General features: G+C 75.8%; 12 protein-coding genes. 5 read left to right on the top strand and 7 right to left on the bottom strand.

The window, feature by feature from the left end; translation table 11 throughout:
* Positions 1 to 9: 9 nt before the first annotated feature.
* Positions 10 to 2,781, bottom strand: a complete 2,772-nt coding sequence (locus AB0R04_RS01870) for a DUF6493 family protein (RefSeq protein ID WP_363367193.1) — start codon at positions 2,779 to 2,781, stop codon at positions 10 to 12.
* The gene (locus AB0R04_RS01865) at positions 2,778 to 4,208 is read right to left on the bottom strand and encodes an SWIM zinc finger family protein (protein WP_363367192.1); all 1,431 of its coding nucleotides are present in this window, start codon (positions 4,206 to 4,208) and stop codon (positions 2,778 to 2,780) included. Before AB0R04_RS01865 ends, AB0R04_RS01870 begins: the two co-directional genes overlap by 4 nt.
* Positions 4,209 to 4,344: 136 nt before the next feature.
* Between AB0R04_RS01865 and AB0R04_RS01860 the strand changes: the two genes are divergently transcribed.
* From AB0R04_RS01860 to AB0R04_RS01845, 4 genes are all read left to right on the top strand, one after another.
* On the top strand, positions 4,345 to 5,244 hold the full coding sequence (locus AB0R04_RS01860; RefSeq protein ID WP_363367190.1) for an acyl-CoA thioesterase domain-containing protein: 900 nt from the start codon (positions 4,345 to 4,347) through the stop codon (positions 5,242 to 5,244).
* Between the two features lie 133 nt (positions 5,245 to 5,377).
* Positions 5,378 to 6,037 carry a TetR/AcrR family transcriptional regulator gene (locus tag AB0R04_RS01855; RefSeq protein ID WP_363367188.1) on the top strand — a complete coding sequence of 220 codons (660 nt, stop codon included), beginning with the start codon at positions 5,378 to 5,380 and terminating at the stop codon, positions 6,035 to 6,037.
* A 246-nt stretch (positions 6,038 to 6,283) separates the two neighbouring features.
* A complete protein-coding gene (locus AB0R04_RS01850; RefSeq protein ID WP_363367186.1) occupies positions 6,284 to 7,927 on the top strand; it encodes a BCCT family transporter in 1,644 nt (547 codons plus the stop codon).
* A gap of 118 nt (positions 7,928 to 8,045) precedes the next feature.
* Positions 8,046 to 8,231: a hypothetical protein gene (locus AB0R04_RS01845; protein ID WP_063350032.1), complete on the top strand. Its 186-nt coding sequence runs from the start codon at positions 8,046 to 8,048 to the stop codon at positions 8,229 to 8,231.
* Between the two features lie 169 nt (positions 8,232 to 8,400).
* Here the strand turns inward: AB0R04_RS01845 and AB0R04_RS01840 are convergent, their stop codons facing one another.
* Positions 8,401 to 10,233, bottom strand: a complete 1,833-nt coding sequence (locus AB0R04_RS01840) for a DUF2398 family protein (protein WP_363367184.1) — start codon at positions 10,231 to 10,233, stop codon at positions 8,401 to 8,403.
* Between the two features lie 234 nt (positions 10,234 to 10,467).
* Here AB0R04_RS01840 and AB0R04_RS01835 point away from each other — a divergent pair, with 234 nt between their 5' ends.
* Positions 10,468 to 11,274 (top strand): lysoplasmalogenase, encoded by an 807-nt coding sequence (locus tag AB0R04_RS01835; protein WP_363367182.1) that lies wholly within the window; start codon positions 10,468 to 10,470, stop codon positions 11,272 to 11,274.
* Between the two features lie 70 nt (positions 11,275 to 11,344).
* On the opposite strand, the gene AB0R04_RS01830 is transcribed toward AB0R04_RS01835, so the two are convergent.
* The 4 genes from AB0R04_RS01830 to AB0R04_RS01815 all read right to left on the bottom strand — a co-directional run bounded on the left by AB0R04_RS01830 (position 11,345) and on the right by AB0R04_RS01815 (position 16,093).
* Positions 11,345 to 12,004 carry a hypothetical protein gene (locus AB0R04_RS01830; protein WP_363367180.1) on the bottom strand — a complete coding sequence of 220 codons (660 nt, stop codon included), beginning with the start codon at positions 12,002 to 12,004 and terminating at the stop codon, positions 11,345 to 11,347.
* A gap of 154 nt (positions 12,005 to 12,158) precedes the next feature.
* Positions 12,159 to 12,962, bottom strand: coding sequence for an exodeoxyribonuclease III (locus AB0R04_RS01825; protein ID WP_363367178.1), 804 nt, complete (start codon positions 12,960 to 12,962; stop codon positions 12,159 to 12,161).
* A gap of 156 nt (positions 12,963 to 13,118) precedes the next feature.
* On the bottom strand, positions 13,119 to 14,912 hold the full coding sequence (gene ggt, locus AB0R04_RS01820) for a gamma-glutamyltransferase (protein WP_363367176.1): 1,794 nt from the start codon (positions 14,910 to 14,912) through the stop codon (positions 13,119 to 13,121).
* Positions 14,913 to 15,031: 119 nt separating this feature from the next.
* Positions 15,032 to 16,093 carry an ROK family glucokinase gene (locus AB0R04_RS01815; protein WP_244293708.1) on the bottom strand — a complete coding sequence of 354 codons (1,062 nt, stop codon included), beginning with the start codon at positions 16,091 to 16,093 and terminating at the stop codon, positions 15,032 to 15,034.
* Between the last annotated feature and the right edge of the window lie 12 nt (positions 16,094 to 16,105).

The following is a 16,105-nucleotide window of genomic DNA, read 5'->3' as shown; positions in this document are numbered from 1 at the left end:
ACCGCGGCGTCACCCCGCCAGGACGTCCCGCAGTGCGCGGGCCTCCTTGACCAGCCGGCTCGATCCGCCCTGCTCCGCCGCCGCCGTCACCTCGGCCACCGGCCCCCGGGCGCCGGTGCGCCGGGCGCAGTCCGCCGCGAGGGCGAGCAGGTCGCCGAGGCCCCGGGCGGGCGTGCCCTCGCCGCCCAGCAGGGCCGGCAGCGCAGGCCCGAGCACCGACCAGACCGTGCCGTAGGCGCCCGTCCCGGCGGCCAGGGTGAGCGCCGCCGCGAGCCGGTTGGGCTTCACCGCGCCGCAGTCGACCAGCGCGGCGAGTTCGCGGCCGAGCTGCGCGCCGTCCAGGTCGCCGCGGGCGGCGAGCACCAGCAGGGCGTCGACGGCCGCCGTCCGGTCCTCGGTGTGCCGGGCGCCCAGGCCGTAGGCCAGCGCCAGGTGCAGGGCGAGCCCGGCCGGGCCGCCGGCCTCGGCGAGAGCCGGCAGCAGCCGGCCCGCGCCGCGCTCGTCCCGGTCGGCGCCGGCGGCGAAGTGGTCGAGCCATCGGGCCGCCAGTTCCTCCCGGTGCCAGGGGAGCATCGCGGCCCAGTGCGCCGTGGGCCGCCACGTCCAGTCGCCCACCTTGCGGGCCCGGGCCACGCTCGGCTCGGTGCCCTCCAGCAGCGCCCGGAACTCGGGGGCGAGCCGCTCGCCGTCCGGGCCCTTCGGGCCGGCTCCGATACCGGGCTGGGCGACGGCCACCCGCCGGACGTCCTCCCACCAGCGGTCCGCGTACTGGTGGCCGTGCTTCGAGCCCCGGCCGGGGGCGAACAGCACCCGCTCGGACGGCTGGTCGGGCAGGCCGCCGGTGCGCAGCCACTGGGCGGCCCACCGCCCGGACGGCGAGGTGAGCGCCTCGGCGGCGCGCAGCACCCCGTCGTCCGCGCGGGGGCCGACCCTCAGCAGGGCCGCGCACAGGTCGGCCCGGCCGGGGGTGATGCCCGCCGTCTGGTACCCGGCGAGGCGTTCGACCAGCGTGCCGGGGTCGATCGCGCCGGTGGTGTCGGTCGGGATGGCCAGCAGGTAGGGCGGCCGGTTCGCGGTCACCTGCCAGGCGGCCTCCTCCAGCCGGGCGGCGAGGGCGGTGCCCTGCGCGGTGTTGTTCTGGCCGCGCAGCGGGGAGCGCTTCTTCTTGCCACCGAGGAAGTCCCAGGCCCGGTGCGGCGGCGTCTCGCCCGCCACCGCGGCCACGACGTAGAGGACGTCCCGGGGCGAGCAGTCGCGCCAGCGGTCGACGCCGCTCCACGGGTGGACCCGCCGCACCGGCTCCAGCGCCTCGGCGAGCGCCGCCCGGTCCTGGTGGGCCTGGCGGACCAGACCGTCCAGCACACGCTCGAAGACCGCCGGCTCCGGCTCGTCGGCGGCGAGCAGGGCGGACAGCTCCTGCGCGAGTTCGGCCGCCGAGGCGATCGGCGGGCCGAGCGGGAGGGGCTGGGGGGCGGGCGGGAGGAGTTCGTTCCACCCGGTGTCCGGGTCGTCGTCGCCGTCGCCACCGACCGGCGCGCCGAACAGTTCGCCGGCGCGCTGGTGGTGGGCGGGGTTCAGCACCTCGGCGGCGAGCCGCAGTTCGGGCAGGACGGCCTCCCCGGCCGCGCGCAGGTGCCGGGCCACCACGTTCAGCGCCCGCTCCTGGACGGCCTGGTCCGGGTGCCCGAACGCCTCGGCGGCCGCGAGCACCACCGGCCCGGACCGCCCGGGCTCGCGCCGGGCCGCCCGCTCCAGCCAGCCGAGTTGGGCGCGGACGAGCTTCTTCTCGGCCCGGAACAGCACCACCGCGGAGGACTCGACCAGCACCTCGGGTTCGACCAGCCCGGCCTCGTCCAGCCCGGCGAGCACCTCCTGGGCGTGCCCGGCGACCACCGACAGCCCGTCCAGCAGCGGCAGCACGTCCCGTACCCGGGCGGCGTACTCCTGCGGGGTCGGGGCGAGGGCCCGCAGCACGTCGAGGAAGAAGCGCTGGTCGGCCGGCTTGCCGCCGCGCAGCAGCCGGGCCAGGCAGCGGTCGATCAGGTCGGCCCGGTCCAGGTCGCCGGCGGCGGCGAGTTCGGCGATCGCCTCCGTAAAGGCATCCCCGGGGCGGGGACTGAACCGCAAGGACACCGCGCCACCGATGTCGGCGAGTTCGAACACCCGGGGCAGCAGCAGCGGGGTGAACGCGTCGGCCCGCAGCAGCTCGACCAGGGTGGGCCGTGCGCCGCTGCCCCGGCGCTGGCGTTCCATCCACTCGCGGACGAAGGGCTCGCTCTGCGGCACCGCGCAGCCGGTGCGGCGCACCACGGCCTCGATCACCGGGTACAGCGCCCAGCCCCAGCTCGGCGCCGGCCGGGCGGCGAGCCGGGTGGCCACCTCGATCTGCCACTCCACCGGCTGCGCCGCGACGAGTTGGCCCACCGCCGGGTGGCGGGCCCAGCCGAGCGAGGTGAAGTCGCGGGCGCCGAGCCAGGTGGCGGCCCCGGCCGGGCCGGCGTGGCAGCCGGCGCCGGCCAGCAGCAGGGCGCCCTTGGTGGCGAGCGCCTCCTTCGACCACTCGTCGCGCAGTTCCTTGCGCAGCGCCTTCAACGCGAGCAGGCAGTCCCGGCGCTGCGTCTGGTCCAGCGCGGCGACCAGCGCCGGTATCTGCGGCATCCGCCCGCCCCGGACGGCGGCGAGCAGGTCCTCGACCGCCGCCTCGCCCCGCACCGCCTCCGGCATCGGCGCCACCGCCGTCGCGCCCCGCACCGCTTCCGACCCCCCTGCCACCGCGCTCATGCCTGGACCCCCTTCTCCGCCGTCGGAACCGTCGGCACCGCCGGAACCGTCAGAACCTGTTCCCCGGCCGCCCGCCGGGCCGCCTCCCGCACCATCGCGACCGCCAGCGCGTGCTTGCACGGACCGCGCCCGCCACGGTACTTGGCCCACCAGAGGCAGGTGCAGCCGAGGCGCCCCGCCTCGTCCGTACGCACCCGCTGGATGTGGTCGTCCACCGTGACGACGGCCGTCGTGCCGCCCGGCTCCAGCCGCACCGCGCCCGCCGCGACCAGGGCCTGGGCGGCACGCAGCCGCGGGTTGGCGGCCTCGGCCCGCCCGGCGTCGTACGGGAGCTGGCGGTGGAAGTAGGCGGCCTCGGCGGTGTCGTAGCCGATCTGCCCGGCGGTGCCGAGCCGGGTGAGCGCGGCGCGGACCCGCTCGTGGCTGAGCCCGGACTGCTCGGCGAGGTCGGCGACCTCGATCCGCGGCTCCCAGGCGAGCAGCACCGCGACGAGGTCGGCGTCCTGCTCGGCGGTGCCGGTGGCGAGCGCGCCGAGCACCCCGCCCTCGCCGGAGAAGCCCCGGGAGGCGTCGGGCGAGAGGGTCAGGGTGAGCCGCATGCCGGGCAGGACCACCTCCCAGGCCGAGGCGGCCGGGCCGGCGGCGGCGACCGGGCCGTACACCCGCAGGGCGAGCGCGTGCCGCAGCACCCGCTGGAGCGCCACCAGCCGGTCGGGCCCGGGCAGGCAGACGGCGCCGGGCACCGGCCGGGTGGTGGGCCGCAGCGTCCGCCCGGCCGGGACGACCCAGGCGGTGCTGGAGCGGCCGCCGCGCGGCAGCGAGCGCAGGAAGCGGACCGCCTCGGCGGCGGGCAGTTCGGCGCGCAGGTCGAAGCCGGCGGCGACGACCTGGGTCTCGGCGAAGCCGCGCAGCCAGCGCTGCGGCAGCGGCACCTTCTTCTCGACCAGCGGCCCGTCGAAGCTGGTGACCTCCAGCGCGTCCGGCCCGACCGCGAGGTGCAGCGGGTCGCTCGGGCCGATCCTGGTCAGGGCCTCCCGCAGCGGGTTGTTGACGTCCACGTTGGTGGTGCCGTGGCCGATCTCGTCGCCGTCGAGGCCGGCCTGGAGCACGTCGAGCCGGGCGTAGACGCCGCAGCAGCCGGAGAACGACTCGAAGCGCAGCCGGTCCCCGTTGGCGGTGACCACCGGGTCGAGCGAGGAACGCAGCTGCGGCTGGTAGTACCGCGCGGCGGCGACGTCCGCGACGGCGAGCAGCGCGGCGGCGGCCGGCGCCGGGTCGGCCAGGAAGCCCGCGAAGAAGCGCGGGTTGGCCGTTTCCCCGAGCGGGGTGGCGCCGCCGGAGGTGGCCAGGTCGAGGTGCCGGCCGTCGGCGCCGTCGAGGACGGCGGACGGGCGCAGATAGGCGTACGCGTGTGCGGATTGCGTCATGCCGAACACGCTAGGTGAGGGCACTGACAATCCGTCGGGCCGCGACCGCACTGGAACAGGTTCTACCGGACGCCGGAGCCCGGGGGCGTTACCCAGGTCACACCGCGGCGCGGCGGGATTCTGCCACTATGGGCCCGTGACCGACCTGACAGAACAGGAAATCCGGGCCGACCGCCCGGCCGGCTCGTTCGCCGGACTGCTGGAGCTGGAACGACTGGACGAGAACACGTTCCGGGGCCACTGCCACGCCGGGGCGCCGATGCGCGCCTTCGGCGGGCAGGTCGCCGCGCAGGCCCTCACCGCCGCCGGCCGCACCTGCGAGGGCCCGCGCGCGGTGCACTCGCTGCACGGCTACTTCCTGCTGCCCGGCGACCCGTCCCAGCCGATCCGCTACGAGGTCGAACGGGTCCGCGAGGGCGTCTCCTACACCACCCGCCGGGTGACGGCGGTGCAGAACCAGAACGCGATCTTCACCCTCTCCGCCTCCTTCAAGCGCCCCGAGACCGCCACCGACCGCCACCGCACGATGCCGCCGCTGCCCGAGCCGGAGACCCTGCCGGACGCCTTCTCGCTCTGGGATCCGGCCCTGCGCGCGGCGATCACCGGCACCGGCGGCTTCCGCGACCTCGAACTGCGCTTCGTCCCGCCGGACGCGCCGGGCGTGCCGGCGTCCGTGCCGGGGATGCCGCAGCAGTTCGTCTGGCTGCGCATCGCCTCCCCGCTGCCCGAGGGCGACCCGCTCCTGCACGTCTGCGCGCTCACCTACCTGTCCGACCTCACGCTGGCCTCCACCGCCGGCCTGCACGAGCAGCCGAACTTCTTCCAGCGCACCGAGCCGCCCCGGCTGCTGATCGCCTCGCTCGACCACGCGATGTGGTTCCACCGCCCGTTCCGGGCCGACGAGTGGCTGCTGTTCGCCCAGCGCAGCCCGTCCTCCTCGGACGGCCGGGGGCTGTCGCTCGGCGAGTTCTACGACCGGGACGGGCGGCTGGTCGCCTCCGCCGTGCAGGAGTCGCTGATCCGCCGGCTGCGCTGATCCGCCGACTGCGCCGACCCGGGACAGAACGGGACGGCGCGGGACGGGCCCGGCGACGGTGACCGCACGGCGAACGCAAGGGGGCCGGTCGGCGTCATACTCCTGAGCGGCCCCGGCCCGTATCATGGTGCGGGTGACCAAGGTTGACCTGTCACCACGGCCGGTGGAGGCGATGTCTCCGCGTCAGCTCGAACGCCGCGGAAGCCTGATCGCGGCCGCGCTCGCCCTGGTGAACGAGATCGGCGTCGAACGGCTGCAGATGAAACAGGTCTGCGAGCGGTCCGGAGTCGCCCTGGGGACGGCGTACCGCTACTTCTCCTCCAAGGACCATCTCCTGGCGGCGGCGATCGCCGAGTGGCACCGCCTGCTGCTGGCCGACCTGGTGGCGGAACTGCGCGGTCCGCGCGCCGGGCTGGGGGCCACCGACCGGGCGGTCCGCTTCGTCCGCGGCGGGATGCGGGCCTACCAGCGCCAGCCCGAGCTGGCCCGGCTGCGCGTGTCCGTCGCCGCCTCCACCGATCCGTTCGCCAGCGAGACCCTGCAGGGCATGGCCCGGGCCGACAGCACCGCCCTCCAGGCGGTGACGACCGAGGTGCCGGCCGCCGCCAGCGACCTGGTGCGGCACATCGTCGCCCACGCCTGGCAGGGCGAGCTGACCGCCTGGGTGACCGGCCGCACCACCCTCGGCGACGCCCGGCGGCGACTGGAGGACGTGGTGCGGCTGGTGCTGAACCCGTACGAGACGCCGTACCCGGCGCCGTACGAGGTCCCGTCCGGCACCCACCGGCCCTGAACCCGTCCGACGCGGCAGCCGGCCCAACTCCCCGGCGCCGGACGGCTTCCGCCCGTGGTTCCGGCTCGCCGCGCACGCCCCGGCCCATGAGCACCCGGCCTGACGGGACGTAAGTCCCCACCCGCCGCCTCCCCGGCGCGCCCTCCCGCCCCTCGCGGCACGAACTGGACATAGTGCGACATGCAGCTTTAATCCGCCGATGTCGCCGAAGCCCACGTCCGCCCCCGAGGTAGGAGAGTCCACCCGATGAGCAGCCAGCCACCGCAGCCCGACCAACGCGCGGAGGAGCCCGACGAACCCGCCGCGACCCTGCCCGCCGACCGGGCGGTGTTCGGGATCAGCGCCGCCCTGGTGCTGGCCGTGGTCGCCTGGGGCGTGTTCGCCGAGGACTCGCTCGGCCGGACCTCCAGCAGCGCGCTCGGCTGGGTCCTGCACAACTTCGGCTGGCTGTTCGTGGTGGCCGCCGACGTCTTCCTCGTCCTCACCGTGCTGCTCGCCTTCAGCCGCTTCGGTCGCATCCGGCTCGGCCGCGACGACGACGAACCCGAGTTCTCCACCCTCGCCTGGGTCGCCATGATGTTCAGCGCCGGCATGGGCATCGGCCTGATGTTCTACGGCGTCGGCGAGCCGCTCCAACTGTTCGCCACCCCGCAACCCGGCTCCGGCCTGGAACCGCAGAGCGCGGCCGCGGCCCAGCAGGCCCTGGAGTTCTCGCTGTTCCACTGGACCCTGCACCCGTGGGCGATCTACGCCGTCGGCGGCCTCGCCCTCGCCTACACCACCTTCCGCAAGGGCCGCGGCAACCGCATCTCCGCCGCCTTCGTCCCGCTCATCGGCCAGCGCGGCGCCGACGGCTGGCCCGGGCGCGCGATCGACCTGCTGGCCGTCTTCGCCACCGTCTTCGGCTCCGCCACCAGCCTGGGCCTCGGCGCGCTCCAGGTCGCCGACGGCCTCGGCTACATCACCTCCGTGCGCAACACCCAGAACGCCCAGCTGATCATCATCGGCTCGCTGACCGCCGCCTTCGTGCTCTCCGCCTTCTCCGGCGTCCACAAGGGCGTCAAGTGGCTCTCCACCGCGAACGTCGTCCTGGCCTCGCTGATCATGCTCTTCGTCTTCGTGTTCGGCCCGACGGTGTTCACGCTGGACGCGATCCCCTCCACCGTCGGCGGCTACCTCTCCGACCTGCTCGGCATGTCCACCCAGACCGGGGCCTTCACCGACGAGAGCTGGCTCGGCTCCTGGACGATCTTCTACTGGGCCTGGTGGCTCTCCTGGGCCCCCTTCGTCGGCACCTTCATCGCCCGCATCTCCCGCGGCCGCACCATCCGGCAGTTCCTGATCGGCGTCCTGCTGGTCCCCAGCGGGGCCACCGTGATCTGGTTCTGCGTGATGGGCGGCACCGCGATCCGGCTGGTCTCCACCGGCGCGGCCGACCTGGTCGCGACCATCCCGAAGGGCGCGGAGGCCTCGCTGTTCGAGATGCTGCGCGCGCTGCCGCTCGGCTCCGCCACCAGCGTCGTCGCCGTGCTGCTGGTGATGACCTTCTTCATCACCAGCGCCGACTCCGCCTCCCTCGTCCTCGGCTCGCTCTCCAGCCGCGGCTCGCTGCACCCGCGCACCTGGCTCGTGGTCGTCTGGGGCGTGCTGATGGGCGGGGTCGCCGCCGCCCTGCTGCTGGCCGGCGGGCTCACCGCGCTGCAGAACGCGACGATCCTGGTCGCGCTGCCCTTCGTGGTCGTGATGCTGCTGCTCTGCGTGTCCCTGGTGAAGGAGCTCCGCGAGGACCCGGCGGCCGGCCCGTCCCGCCTGCACCCCGTGCACGGCCTGCGCGACGCCGTCCGGGTCGCCGTCGGCGAGGCCCTCGCCGAACGCACACCACGCCGCTGACCAGCGCGTACGCCCCACCCGCGCAGGTGGGCCGTACGCGGCCAACCGACGCCCAACCCCCGCCCGGACTTCACCCGCGCGTACCGACCGTTCACACCACCCTGGGACCCTCCCTGTCATGAACGCCAGCCCTCAGGCGCCCTACCAGGAACCGCGCTTCCCGCTCCCCCGGCGCCACCGCCGACTCCTCGCCGCCACCGCCGTCCTCGCCTCCATCGCCCTCGGCACCTTCGGCGTCGGCGCCACCGTCGAGACCGTCCAGCACGACACCATCGCCGCCACCACGGCCACCGCGAGAAAGTGACCCGCGAGAAAGCGACCGGCGAGAAAGAGACCGACAGACCGTCCGAGCCACCCCCTCAGCACCGCCGTCCGCCCCCGGACGCGGTGCTTCCGCCTTTCCGGCGACGGCGGGCCAGGGCGGCGGGCCAGGGCGGCGGAGCGGGGCGGCGGAGCGGGGCGGCGGACCGGCCTCAGGCGCGCCGCTGCTCCCGGGCCCCGGCCGGCGCGGGGCGGGAGTGGCGGCCGGTGCCGGGGACGGGGTGGAGGTCCGGGGCGGGGGCGTAGCGGGCGGCGGGCGGGCGCAGGAGCCAGCCCGGGGGGCGGCTGCCGCGGGGGGTGGGGGTGATCAGGCCGAGGTTGTGGAGCAGGTCGAGGGCGTCGCGGCGCAGCGCGGTGCGGTCGGCGAGGTAGTCGCGGCGCCAGCGGGCCGGAAGGCCGTACTCGTCGGCGATGTCGCCGAGGACGCCGTCTATCAGCGCGTCGGGGATCGGGACGTCGCCGCCGGTGGTGGTCTCGCCGGGCAGCGGGCGGACTTCCTCGACCAGGCGTTCGAGCAGCAGCAGGGCGGCCTGCGGCAGGGGGCCGGCGCCGGGGAAGACGAGGTCGGTGAGCTCGTCGGCCGGGTCGAGCAGGGCGACGCCCTCGGTCCGCAGCTCGGTCTCCAGGCCGAGGAAGTCGGCGAGCGCGGCCGGGCCGCTCAGCCGGTGCTCGTGCAGCCAGGCGCGCCGGTCCTCGGGGAGGTCGGCGTCGAGGACGGCGGGGGTCTCGGCGAGCAGGCGGCGCACGGCGGTGGCGGGTTCGGCGTCCGCGGCGCGGCGGATCAGGTCGGCGGCGTCGTCGGCGAGGGCGGGCGGGCCGGCCGGGACGGCACGGGCGAGCTCGCGGTCGACGGTCAGTACGGCGGCCCGGGCGGCCGGGTCTGCCGGGTCGGCCCCGTCGGCCGGCAGGTCGCCGAGGACCTGCCAGTCGGCGAGCGCGGCGAGGGCCATCGCGCGGTCGGCCGGGCCGGCGGCGAGGCCCGGCGCCGCGGCGCGCATGGCGTCGAGCAGCCGCCCGTACGGCAGTTGCTCGGGGGCGTCGACCAACAGGGCGAGGGCGAGGGCGAGTTGGGCGTAACCGGCGGGGGTGAACGGGGCGCCGGTCGCGGGGTGTTCGAGGCGGCGGGCGGCGCCGGGGCCGAGGCCGGCCTTGCAGAGCCGGGCGTGCCAGGGGCCGACGACGAGCCGGTAGCCGAGCAGGGCGTCGAAGCGTTCGACGAGCCAGTCGCGGTGACGGCGGATCAGCGGGAAGCCGTCGGCGTGCGGGCCGGAGGCGGTGACCAGCGGGTGGGCGAGCAGCAGCCGGGCGGCGATCCGGCGCTCGGCGGCGGGCAGGTCGACGGCGGGCAGGTCGACGGCGGGCAGGGCCGGGGCCGAGACGTCCGCGGTGGGAAGGGCCGGGGCGGGGGCCGGTATCGGAAGGTCCTGGCCGGAGCGATCCTGCGCGCCCGGCACCGGGCGGGTGCGCTCGGGCTTGCGGTGCCTGCCGGGCCTGCCCGGCTTGGCGCCTGACCGGACGACGGGCAGCGCGGAGGCGTCCCGCCGGGCACGGCGCAGACCGCCGACGGGGCGGGGCTCCCGGGAGCGTGGGGTGGCGGTGGCGTGCGCGGTGGGGCCGTGCCACCAGCTGACGTCGGCGTCGGGCGCCGCTTCGGCGGGGGCGCCGAGATGGCGGGCCGGGTAGAGGCCGAAGGAGGCGGCGCACAGGTCGTCGGCGGTGCCGGGGGTGGCGGCGGCGAACCAGTGGGCGAGCCGGAGCAGACCCGGGTCGGACGAGAGCGCGGAAGCGGCGCCCGGCTCGGGGGCGGGCCTGGTCGGCGCGGCGTCAGCACGGGGGCCGGACACGGCTTCGGGCGCCGCCCCAGCTGCGGGTTCGCGTACGGCGAGGAGGGCGTCGGTGGCCCTCCGCCCCGTCCCGCCCGTGCGCCCGTCCGGCCTGCCGGTGGCCACCCGGGTGGCGCCGACCGCGTACTCCTGCTGCTCCATGTCGGGGACCAGACTAGACGGTGGCCGGGTCACCCGGTGGCAGCAACCGGCCGCGCGCCGAAGTGACCCCCGGCCCTCCGCTACGCCACCCACCGGCCCGCACCCGGCGCCGCGCCGTCACCCGCCTCGCACCGCCCGGGTTACGCACCGGTAACCCGCTCTTCCGCCGCACCGACGGGTCGCCTAGGGTTCGTCCCACTCCCCCACCGCCCGACCCCGGAGGTCAGCAGCCGCATGAGCATCCGTACGACCACCCGTGCCGTCCTCGGCGGCCGCCTGCGCTCGGCCGCCGGCCTGCTCGGCGGCTTCGCGGCCGCCTCGGCGACCCACCTGGGCGCGATCGCCTCCGGCGCGTCCGTGCTGCAGAACGCCACCAAGCCGGCCCTGATGCCGCTGCTGGCCGCGCACAGCGTCGCCGCGGCCGCCGGCGCCGGGCGGCGGGCACCGAAGCCGCTGGCCCCGGCGCTGCTGCTGAGCGCGGGCGGGGACGTGCTGCTCCAGCTGAAGAACGACACCGCGTTCCTGGCCGGGATGGGCTCGTTCGCGGCGGCGCACATCTGCTACGTGACGATGTTCGTCCGGCGCGGGGCGCTGACCGACCGTCGGCGGGCCCTGGTGGTGGCGGCCGCGTACGCAACCGCCTGGGTGGCCATGGTCGGGCAGCTCTGGCCGGACCTCGGGGACCTGCGGATCCCGGTGGCCGGCTACAGCCTGCTGCTCGCCTCCACGGCCGTCACCTCGGCCGGGCTGGGCTGGCGGACCGGGCTGGGCGGGGCGCTGTTCCTGCTGTCCGACACGCTGATCGCCACCCAGCTGGCGAAGTGGCGGGAGCTGCCGGGACATCAGTTCTGGATCATGGCGACGTACGTCCTGGCCCAGTACCTGCTGGCCAGCGGCACCCTCCGGCACGAGCACGAGCACGAGCACGAACTCGGGCACGAGCACGAACTCGGGCACGAGCACAAGCACGGGCACGGGCACGAGCACAAGCACGGGCACGGGCCTCAGCAGCAGCGCAAGCCCGCGCCGCAGGCCGGCTGACACGCCTGTGCGCCGCCGGCCCGGTCAGGGTCCGACGGCGCGCGGGAAAGACAAAAAGGCGCGGTGCCCATCAGGCACCGCGCCGCCGCAGCAGCCAGAAGCCTCCGACGCCGCCCGCCACCAGGGCCAGGCCCCCGGCCAGCTCCGCCGGATCGGCCGCGACCGAACCGCCGAGGCCGGTGTTGACGGCACCGTGCGGGGCGACCTGCTGGCCGCCGGCGCCGGACTGGCCGAGCGAACCCGCCCACTCGCCGGCCGCCTTGCCCCAGTCGCCGAGGCCTTTCTCGGGACCCTTCTCAGGGCCCTTCTCGGGGCCCTTCTCAGGGCCCTTGTCGGAGCCCTTGTCGGAGCCCTTGTCGGAGCCGGCGACCGGGACGCCGGCGACCGCGACCTTGGTGGAGAACGCCCCGCCGTCCGGGCAGGTGCCGTCGATCCTGCTGTCCCCGGAGTGCTGGCCGGCCAGCCGGGCCGAGCCGCTGTGCTTGCCGTCGGAGCCCAGGGTGAGAGTGGCCGGACCGCCCTCGAACGCGGCGGAGTGGGCGGTGATGGTCTTGGCGTCGGGCTTGTCCGACTTCTCACAGGAGACCGTGAGCTTCACGGTCTGGCCCGGTGCGGCCTGGGGCGGGCTGACCGAGGCCGAGCCGTCCCTGGCGGATGCGAGGGGGGCCGTCAGGCCGGTCAGCACCGTCGCGCCGATCAGGGCGGCGGCGGCCGTACGCATGGGGCGCATGCCGGAACCTCCGGGATTCTCGGGCGCAGCCGGGGGGACTCCGATGTCCACGTGGTCGAACAACTGCACCCGGTTATGCCCGACAGTAGGCAGCCCGCCCGGACCCGGCCACCGGTCGGGACCGTTCGGGTTACCGCCCCTCACCCAGGGTGATTCACAGGTCGAGGTCCACCACGACCGGCGCGTGATCCGAGGTGCCCTTGCCCTTGCGGGCCTCGCGGTCCACATAGCTGTCGGTGACGGCGTCCACGAAGGGCTTGTTGGCGTAGGTGAGGTCGATCCGCATACCCCGGTTCTTGGGGAAGGCCAGCTGGCGGTAGTCCCAGTAGGTGTAGGGGCGGTCGTACTTGAGCGGGCGCGGCACCACGTCGTGCAGGCCCACCTCGCCGAGGGCCTCCAGCGCCGCCCGCTCGGCGGGGGTGACGTGGGTGAGGCCCTCGAAGGCGGCGACGTCGTAGACGTCCTCGTCGGCGGGAGCGATGTTGAAGTCCCCGAGGACGGCGAACGGGCGGGGCCCGGCGGCGTCCTCGGTGGCGGCCGTGCGCAGCGCCTGCAGCCACTCCAGCTTGTAGCGGTAGTGGGCGTGGTCGACCTCGCGGCCGTTGGGCACGTAGACCGACCAGACCCGGACCGGGCCGCAGGTGGCGGCGACGGCGCGCGGCTCGACATCGGGCAGCAGGGCGCCGTCGGCGAGGTAGCCGGGCTGGCCGGGCAGGTCGCGCACGACGTCGTCCAGGCCGAGCCGGGACACGATCGCAACGCCGTTCCACCGGCCGGTGCCGTGGGCCGCCGTCTCGTACCCGAGGGCACGCACCTCCTCGTACGGGAAGGCGTCGGCCGCGCACTTGAGCTCCTGGAGGCAGAGCACGTCGGGCTTGGCGCTCTCCAGCCACTCCAGGAGCTTGGGCAGCCGCGCGGCGACGGAGTTGATGTTCCAGGTGGCGATGCGGACGGTCACGGCGGGCGGCCTTCCCGGTGGTTCGGTACGGACGGGCGGTTCGGTACGGACGGGTGGTCCGGTCAAGACGAGGGGTGGGCACCCCCCCCGAGGGGACGCCCACCCCGAACATACCGCCCGGCACCGACAGCGCGGCCCGGCCGGCCTGCGGCCCGGTCAGCCCGTGGGCCGGACCACCGCCGCGGAGCCGCCCCCGCGCCGGACCGGTTCGGCCGCGGCCACCCACCGCCCGTCCGGCAGCCGTTCGACGCCGGTCGCGGCGCCGATCTCGGCGACGGACGTGAAGCTGTGCCCGAGCGCCTCCAGGGCGGCCCGTTCGGGCAGCGCCAGGAAGCCGGGCTCGGCCTGGGTGGCGACGGTGTTGCGCTGGCTGGCGCGCGGTGCGGCGATGGCCTGTTCCAGGCTCAGGCCCCGGTCGAGCCGCCCGAGCAGCACCTGGAGGGTGGTGGTGATGATGGTCGCGCCGCCGGGGCTGCCGGTGGCCAGCAGCGGTTCGCCGTCGCGCAGCACGATGGTCGGGGAGACCGAGGAGCGCGGCCGCTTGCCCGGCCCGGGCAGGTTGGGGTCGGGGACGCCCGGGGTGAGCGGGGTGAAGTCGAAGTCGGTGAGCTCGTTGTTGAGCAGGAAGCCGCGGCCGGGGACGGTGATGCCGCTGCCGCCGGTCTGCTCGATGGTGAGGGTGTAGGAGACGACGTTGCCCCAGCGGTCGGCCACGCTGAGGTGGGTGGTGTTGGGGCCCTCGTAGGGCTCGGCGACGGCGGGGCCGGCCTCGGCGCAGTCGGCGGGGTGGCGCGGGTCACCGGGGGCGAGCGGGCTGGTGAGGGCGCGGTCGGGGCTGATCAGGCAGGCCCGGGAGGCGGCGTAGCGCGCGGAGAGCAGTTCCTTGGTGGGGACGTCGCCGAAGGCCGGGTCGCCGACCCAGCGGTTGCGGTCGGCGAAGGCGATCCGGGAGGCGTCCAGGAAGTGGTGGTAGTACTGCGTGTCGCTGTACGCGCCGAGGTCGCCGTCCTCCAGGATGCCGAGCGCCTCGCCGACGGTGGTGCCGCCGGAGCTGGAGGGGGCGATGGAGTAGACGTCGTAGTCCCGGTACGGGACGTGGGTGGGCGCCTGGCGGCGGACCTGGTAGGCGGCGAGGTCGGCGGTGTCGATCTTGCCGGGGCGGGCCTTGCGGCCGGAGGCCGGGTCGACCGGCGGGTGCTGGACGGTGTCGGCCACGTCCTTGCCGAGGTCGCCCTGGTAGAAGGCCTTGACGCCGTCCTCGGCGAGCAGCCGGTAGGTGGCGGCGAGGTCGGGGTTGCGCAGGACGGTGCCGACCTCGGGGGGCTTGCCGCCGGGCAGGTAGAGCTTGGCGGTGTCCGGGAAGTCCTTGAACCGGTCGTAGTTGTCGGCGGTCTGGCCGTGGAAGGTCTGGTCGACGACGAAGCCGTTGTCGGCGATCCGCTCGGCGGGCTTGAGGGCGTCGGCGAGCGTGCGGGTGCCCCACTGGCGCAGGGCGGTGTCCCAGGTGGCGGCGGTGCCGGGGACGCCGACGGACAGGCCGCTGGTGACGGCGTCGGCGAAGGCCAGCGGCTTGCCGTCCTCCAGGAACAGCCCGCTGTCGGCGGTGCGGCCGGCCACCTCGCGGCCGTCGATGGTGTGCACCCGGCCGGTGGCGTGGTCGTAGTAGACGAAGTACCCGCCGCCGCCGATGCCGGAGGAGTAGGGCTCGGTGACGCCGAGGGCGGCGGCGGTCGCGACCGCCGCGTCGACCGCGTTGCCGCCCTTGCGCAGCACCTCGATGCCGGCCGCGGTGGCGTCGGCGTCGACGCTGGCCACAGCTCCGCCCCGGCCCACCGCCTCGGGGGCCTTCGGCGGCGGGGCCGCCCCCGCCGCCCCGGCCGGCCCGGCGCAGGACCAGACCAGGGCGGTGGCGAGCAGCAGCGGCGGTGCGATCCGGGCCAGAGCCCTCATCCGAGTCCTCCTGAGTCGACGTCAACTCCGTTGTCTCACAGGAGGTATGGTCCCGACAATCACACCGCACCGCTACCAACCGGTAGTTGACGCGGCCGACGCGATCGGGGAGAGGACGGTCAGACGCCGCTGCGCTCGACCCGGCGCCGCTTGATGGTGCGGAACCGGCGGGCGACCTGCCGGGCGAGGTCGGCGGCGCCGACCAGGCCGGCCTCGTTGCCGAGTGCGGCGTGCACGATGCTGGCCTCGGGCCGGAAGCCGCGCCCGGTGAGGGTGCGGCGGAAGGTGTCCCGGGCCGGGCCGAGCAGCAGGTCGCCGGCCTCGGAGACGCCGCCGCCGATGACGAAGCGGCCCGGGTCGAGCGCGGCGGCCAGGTTGGCGATGCCGACGCCGAGCCAGGTGCCGACCTCGTAGAGCAGTTCGGTGGCGGTCGGGTCGCCGGCCCGGGCGGCCTCGGTGACCAGCGGTCCGGTGATGCCCTCGACGGTGCCGCCGGCCCGGGCGAGCAGCGGCTGCACCACCGGGGACTCCTCGGCGACGAGTTCGCGGGCGTCGCGCACCAGCGCGTTGCCGGAGGAGTACTGCTCCCAGCAGCCGCGGTTGCCGCACGGGCAGCGGTGGCCGCCGGGCAGCACCTGCATGTGGCCGAACTCGCCCGCCAGGCCGTACTTGCCGCGGTCGACGTAGCCGTCGCGGACGACGGCGCCGCCGATGCCGGTGCCCAGGGTGAGCATCACCATGTGGTCCTCGCCGCGCCCGGCGCCGAAGCGCCATTCGGCCCAGGCGGCGGCGTTGGCGTCGTTCTCGACGATCACCGGGAAGCGCAGCCGCTCGCTGAGCGCCTGCTGGAGCGGCTCGCCCCGCCAGTTCAGGTGCGGGGCGAACAGCACCGTGGAGCGGTCGGCGTCGACCCAGCCGGCCGCGCCGATGCCGACGGCGTGGACGTCGTGCCGGTCGGCGAGCTCCAGCACCAGGTCGACGATGACGTTCTCGACGACCTTGGCGCTCTTGCTCTTGTCGGGGGTGTCGGTGCGCAGCTTCTCCAGCACCGTGCCCTCGCCGTCGACCACTCCGGCGACCACCTTGGTGCCGCCGATGTCGACGCCGATGGTGGGCAGTCGCAGTATCCCGGCGGGCAGGGCGCGGCGGCGGCGCTCGGCGCGGGGGCCGAGGCCGAGCAGGGTGGGCAGGAC

The sequence above is a fragment of the Kitasatospora sp. NPDC056731 genome (genome assembly GCF_040687675.1).
In the GTDB taxonomy this organism is placed as follows: Bacteria; Actinomycetota; Actinomycetes; order Streptomycetales; family Streptomycetaceae; genus Kitasatospora.
Note: the sequence above shows the minus strand (reverse complement) of the source record. Positions and strands in the feature narration are given on the sequence as shown.

Coding starts and splice junctions, on each gene's coding strand:
- AB0R04_RS01830 (WP_363367180.1), bottom strand. CDS start 12,004: ATGCGCCCCATGCGTACGGCCGCCGCCGCCCTGATCGGCGCGACGGTG.
- AB0R04_RS01870 (WP_363367193.1), bottom strand. CDS start 2,781: ATGAGCGCGGTGGCAGGGGGGTCGGAAGCGGTGCGGGGCGCGACGGCG.
- AB0R04_RS01840 (WP_363367184.1), bottom strand. CDS start 10,233: ATGGAGCAGCAGGAGTACGCGGTCGGCGCCACCCGGGTGGCCACCGGC.
- AB0R04_RS01850 (WP_363367186.1), top strand. CDS start 6,284: ATGAGCAGCCAGCCACCGCAGCCCGACCAACGCGCGGAGGAGCCCGAC.
- AB0R04_RS01835 (WP_363367182.1), top strand. CDS start 10,468: ATGAGCATCCGTACGACCACCCGTGCCGTCCTCGGCGGCCGCCTGCGC.
- AB0R04_RS01845 (WP_063350032.1), top strand. CDS start 8,046: ATGAACGCCAGCCCTCAGGCGCCCTACCAGGAACCGCGCTTCCCGCTC.
- AB0R04_RS01865 (WP_363367192.1), bottom strand. CDS start 4,208: ATGACGCAATCCGCACACGCGTACGCCTATCTGCGCCCGTCCGCCGTC.
- ggt (WP_363367176.1), bottom strand. CDS start 14,912: ATGAGGGCTCTGGCCCGGATCGCACCGCCGCTGCTGCTCGCCACCGCC.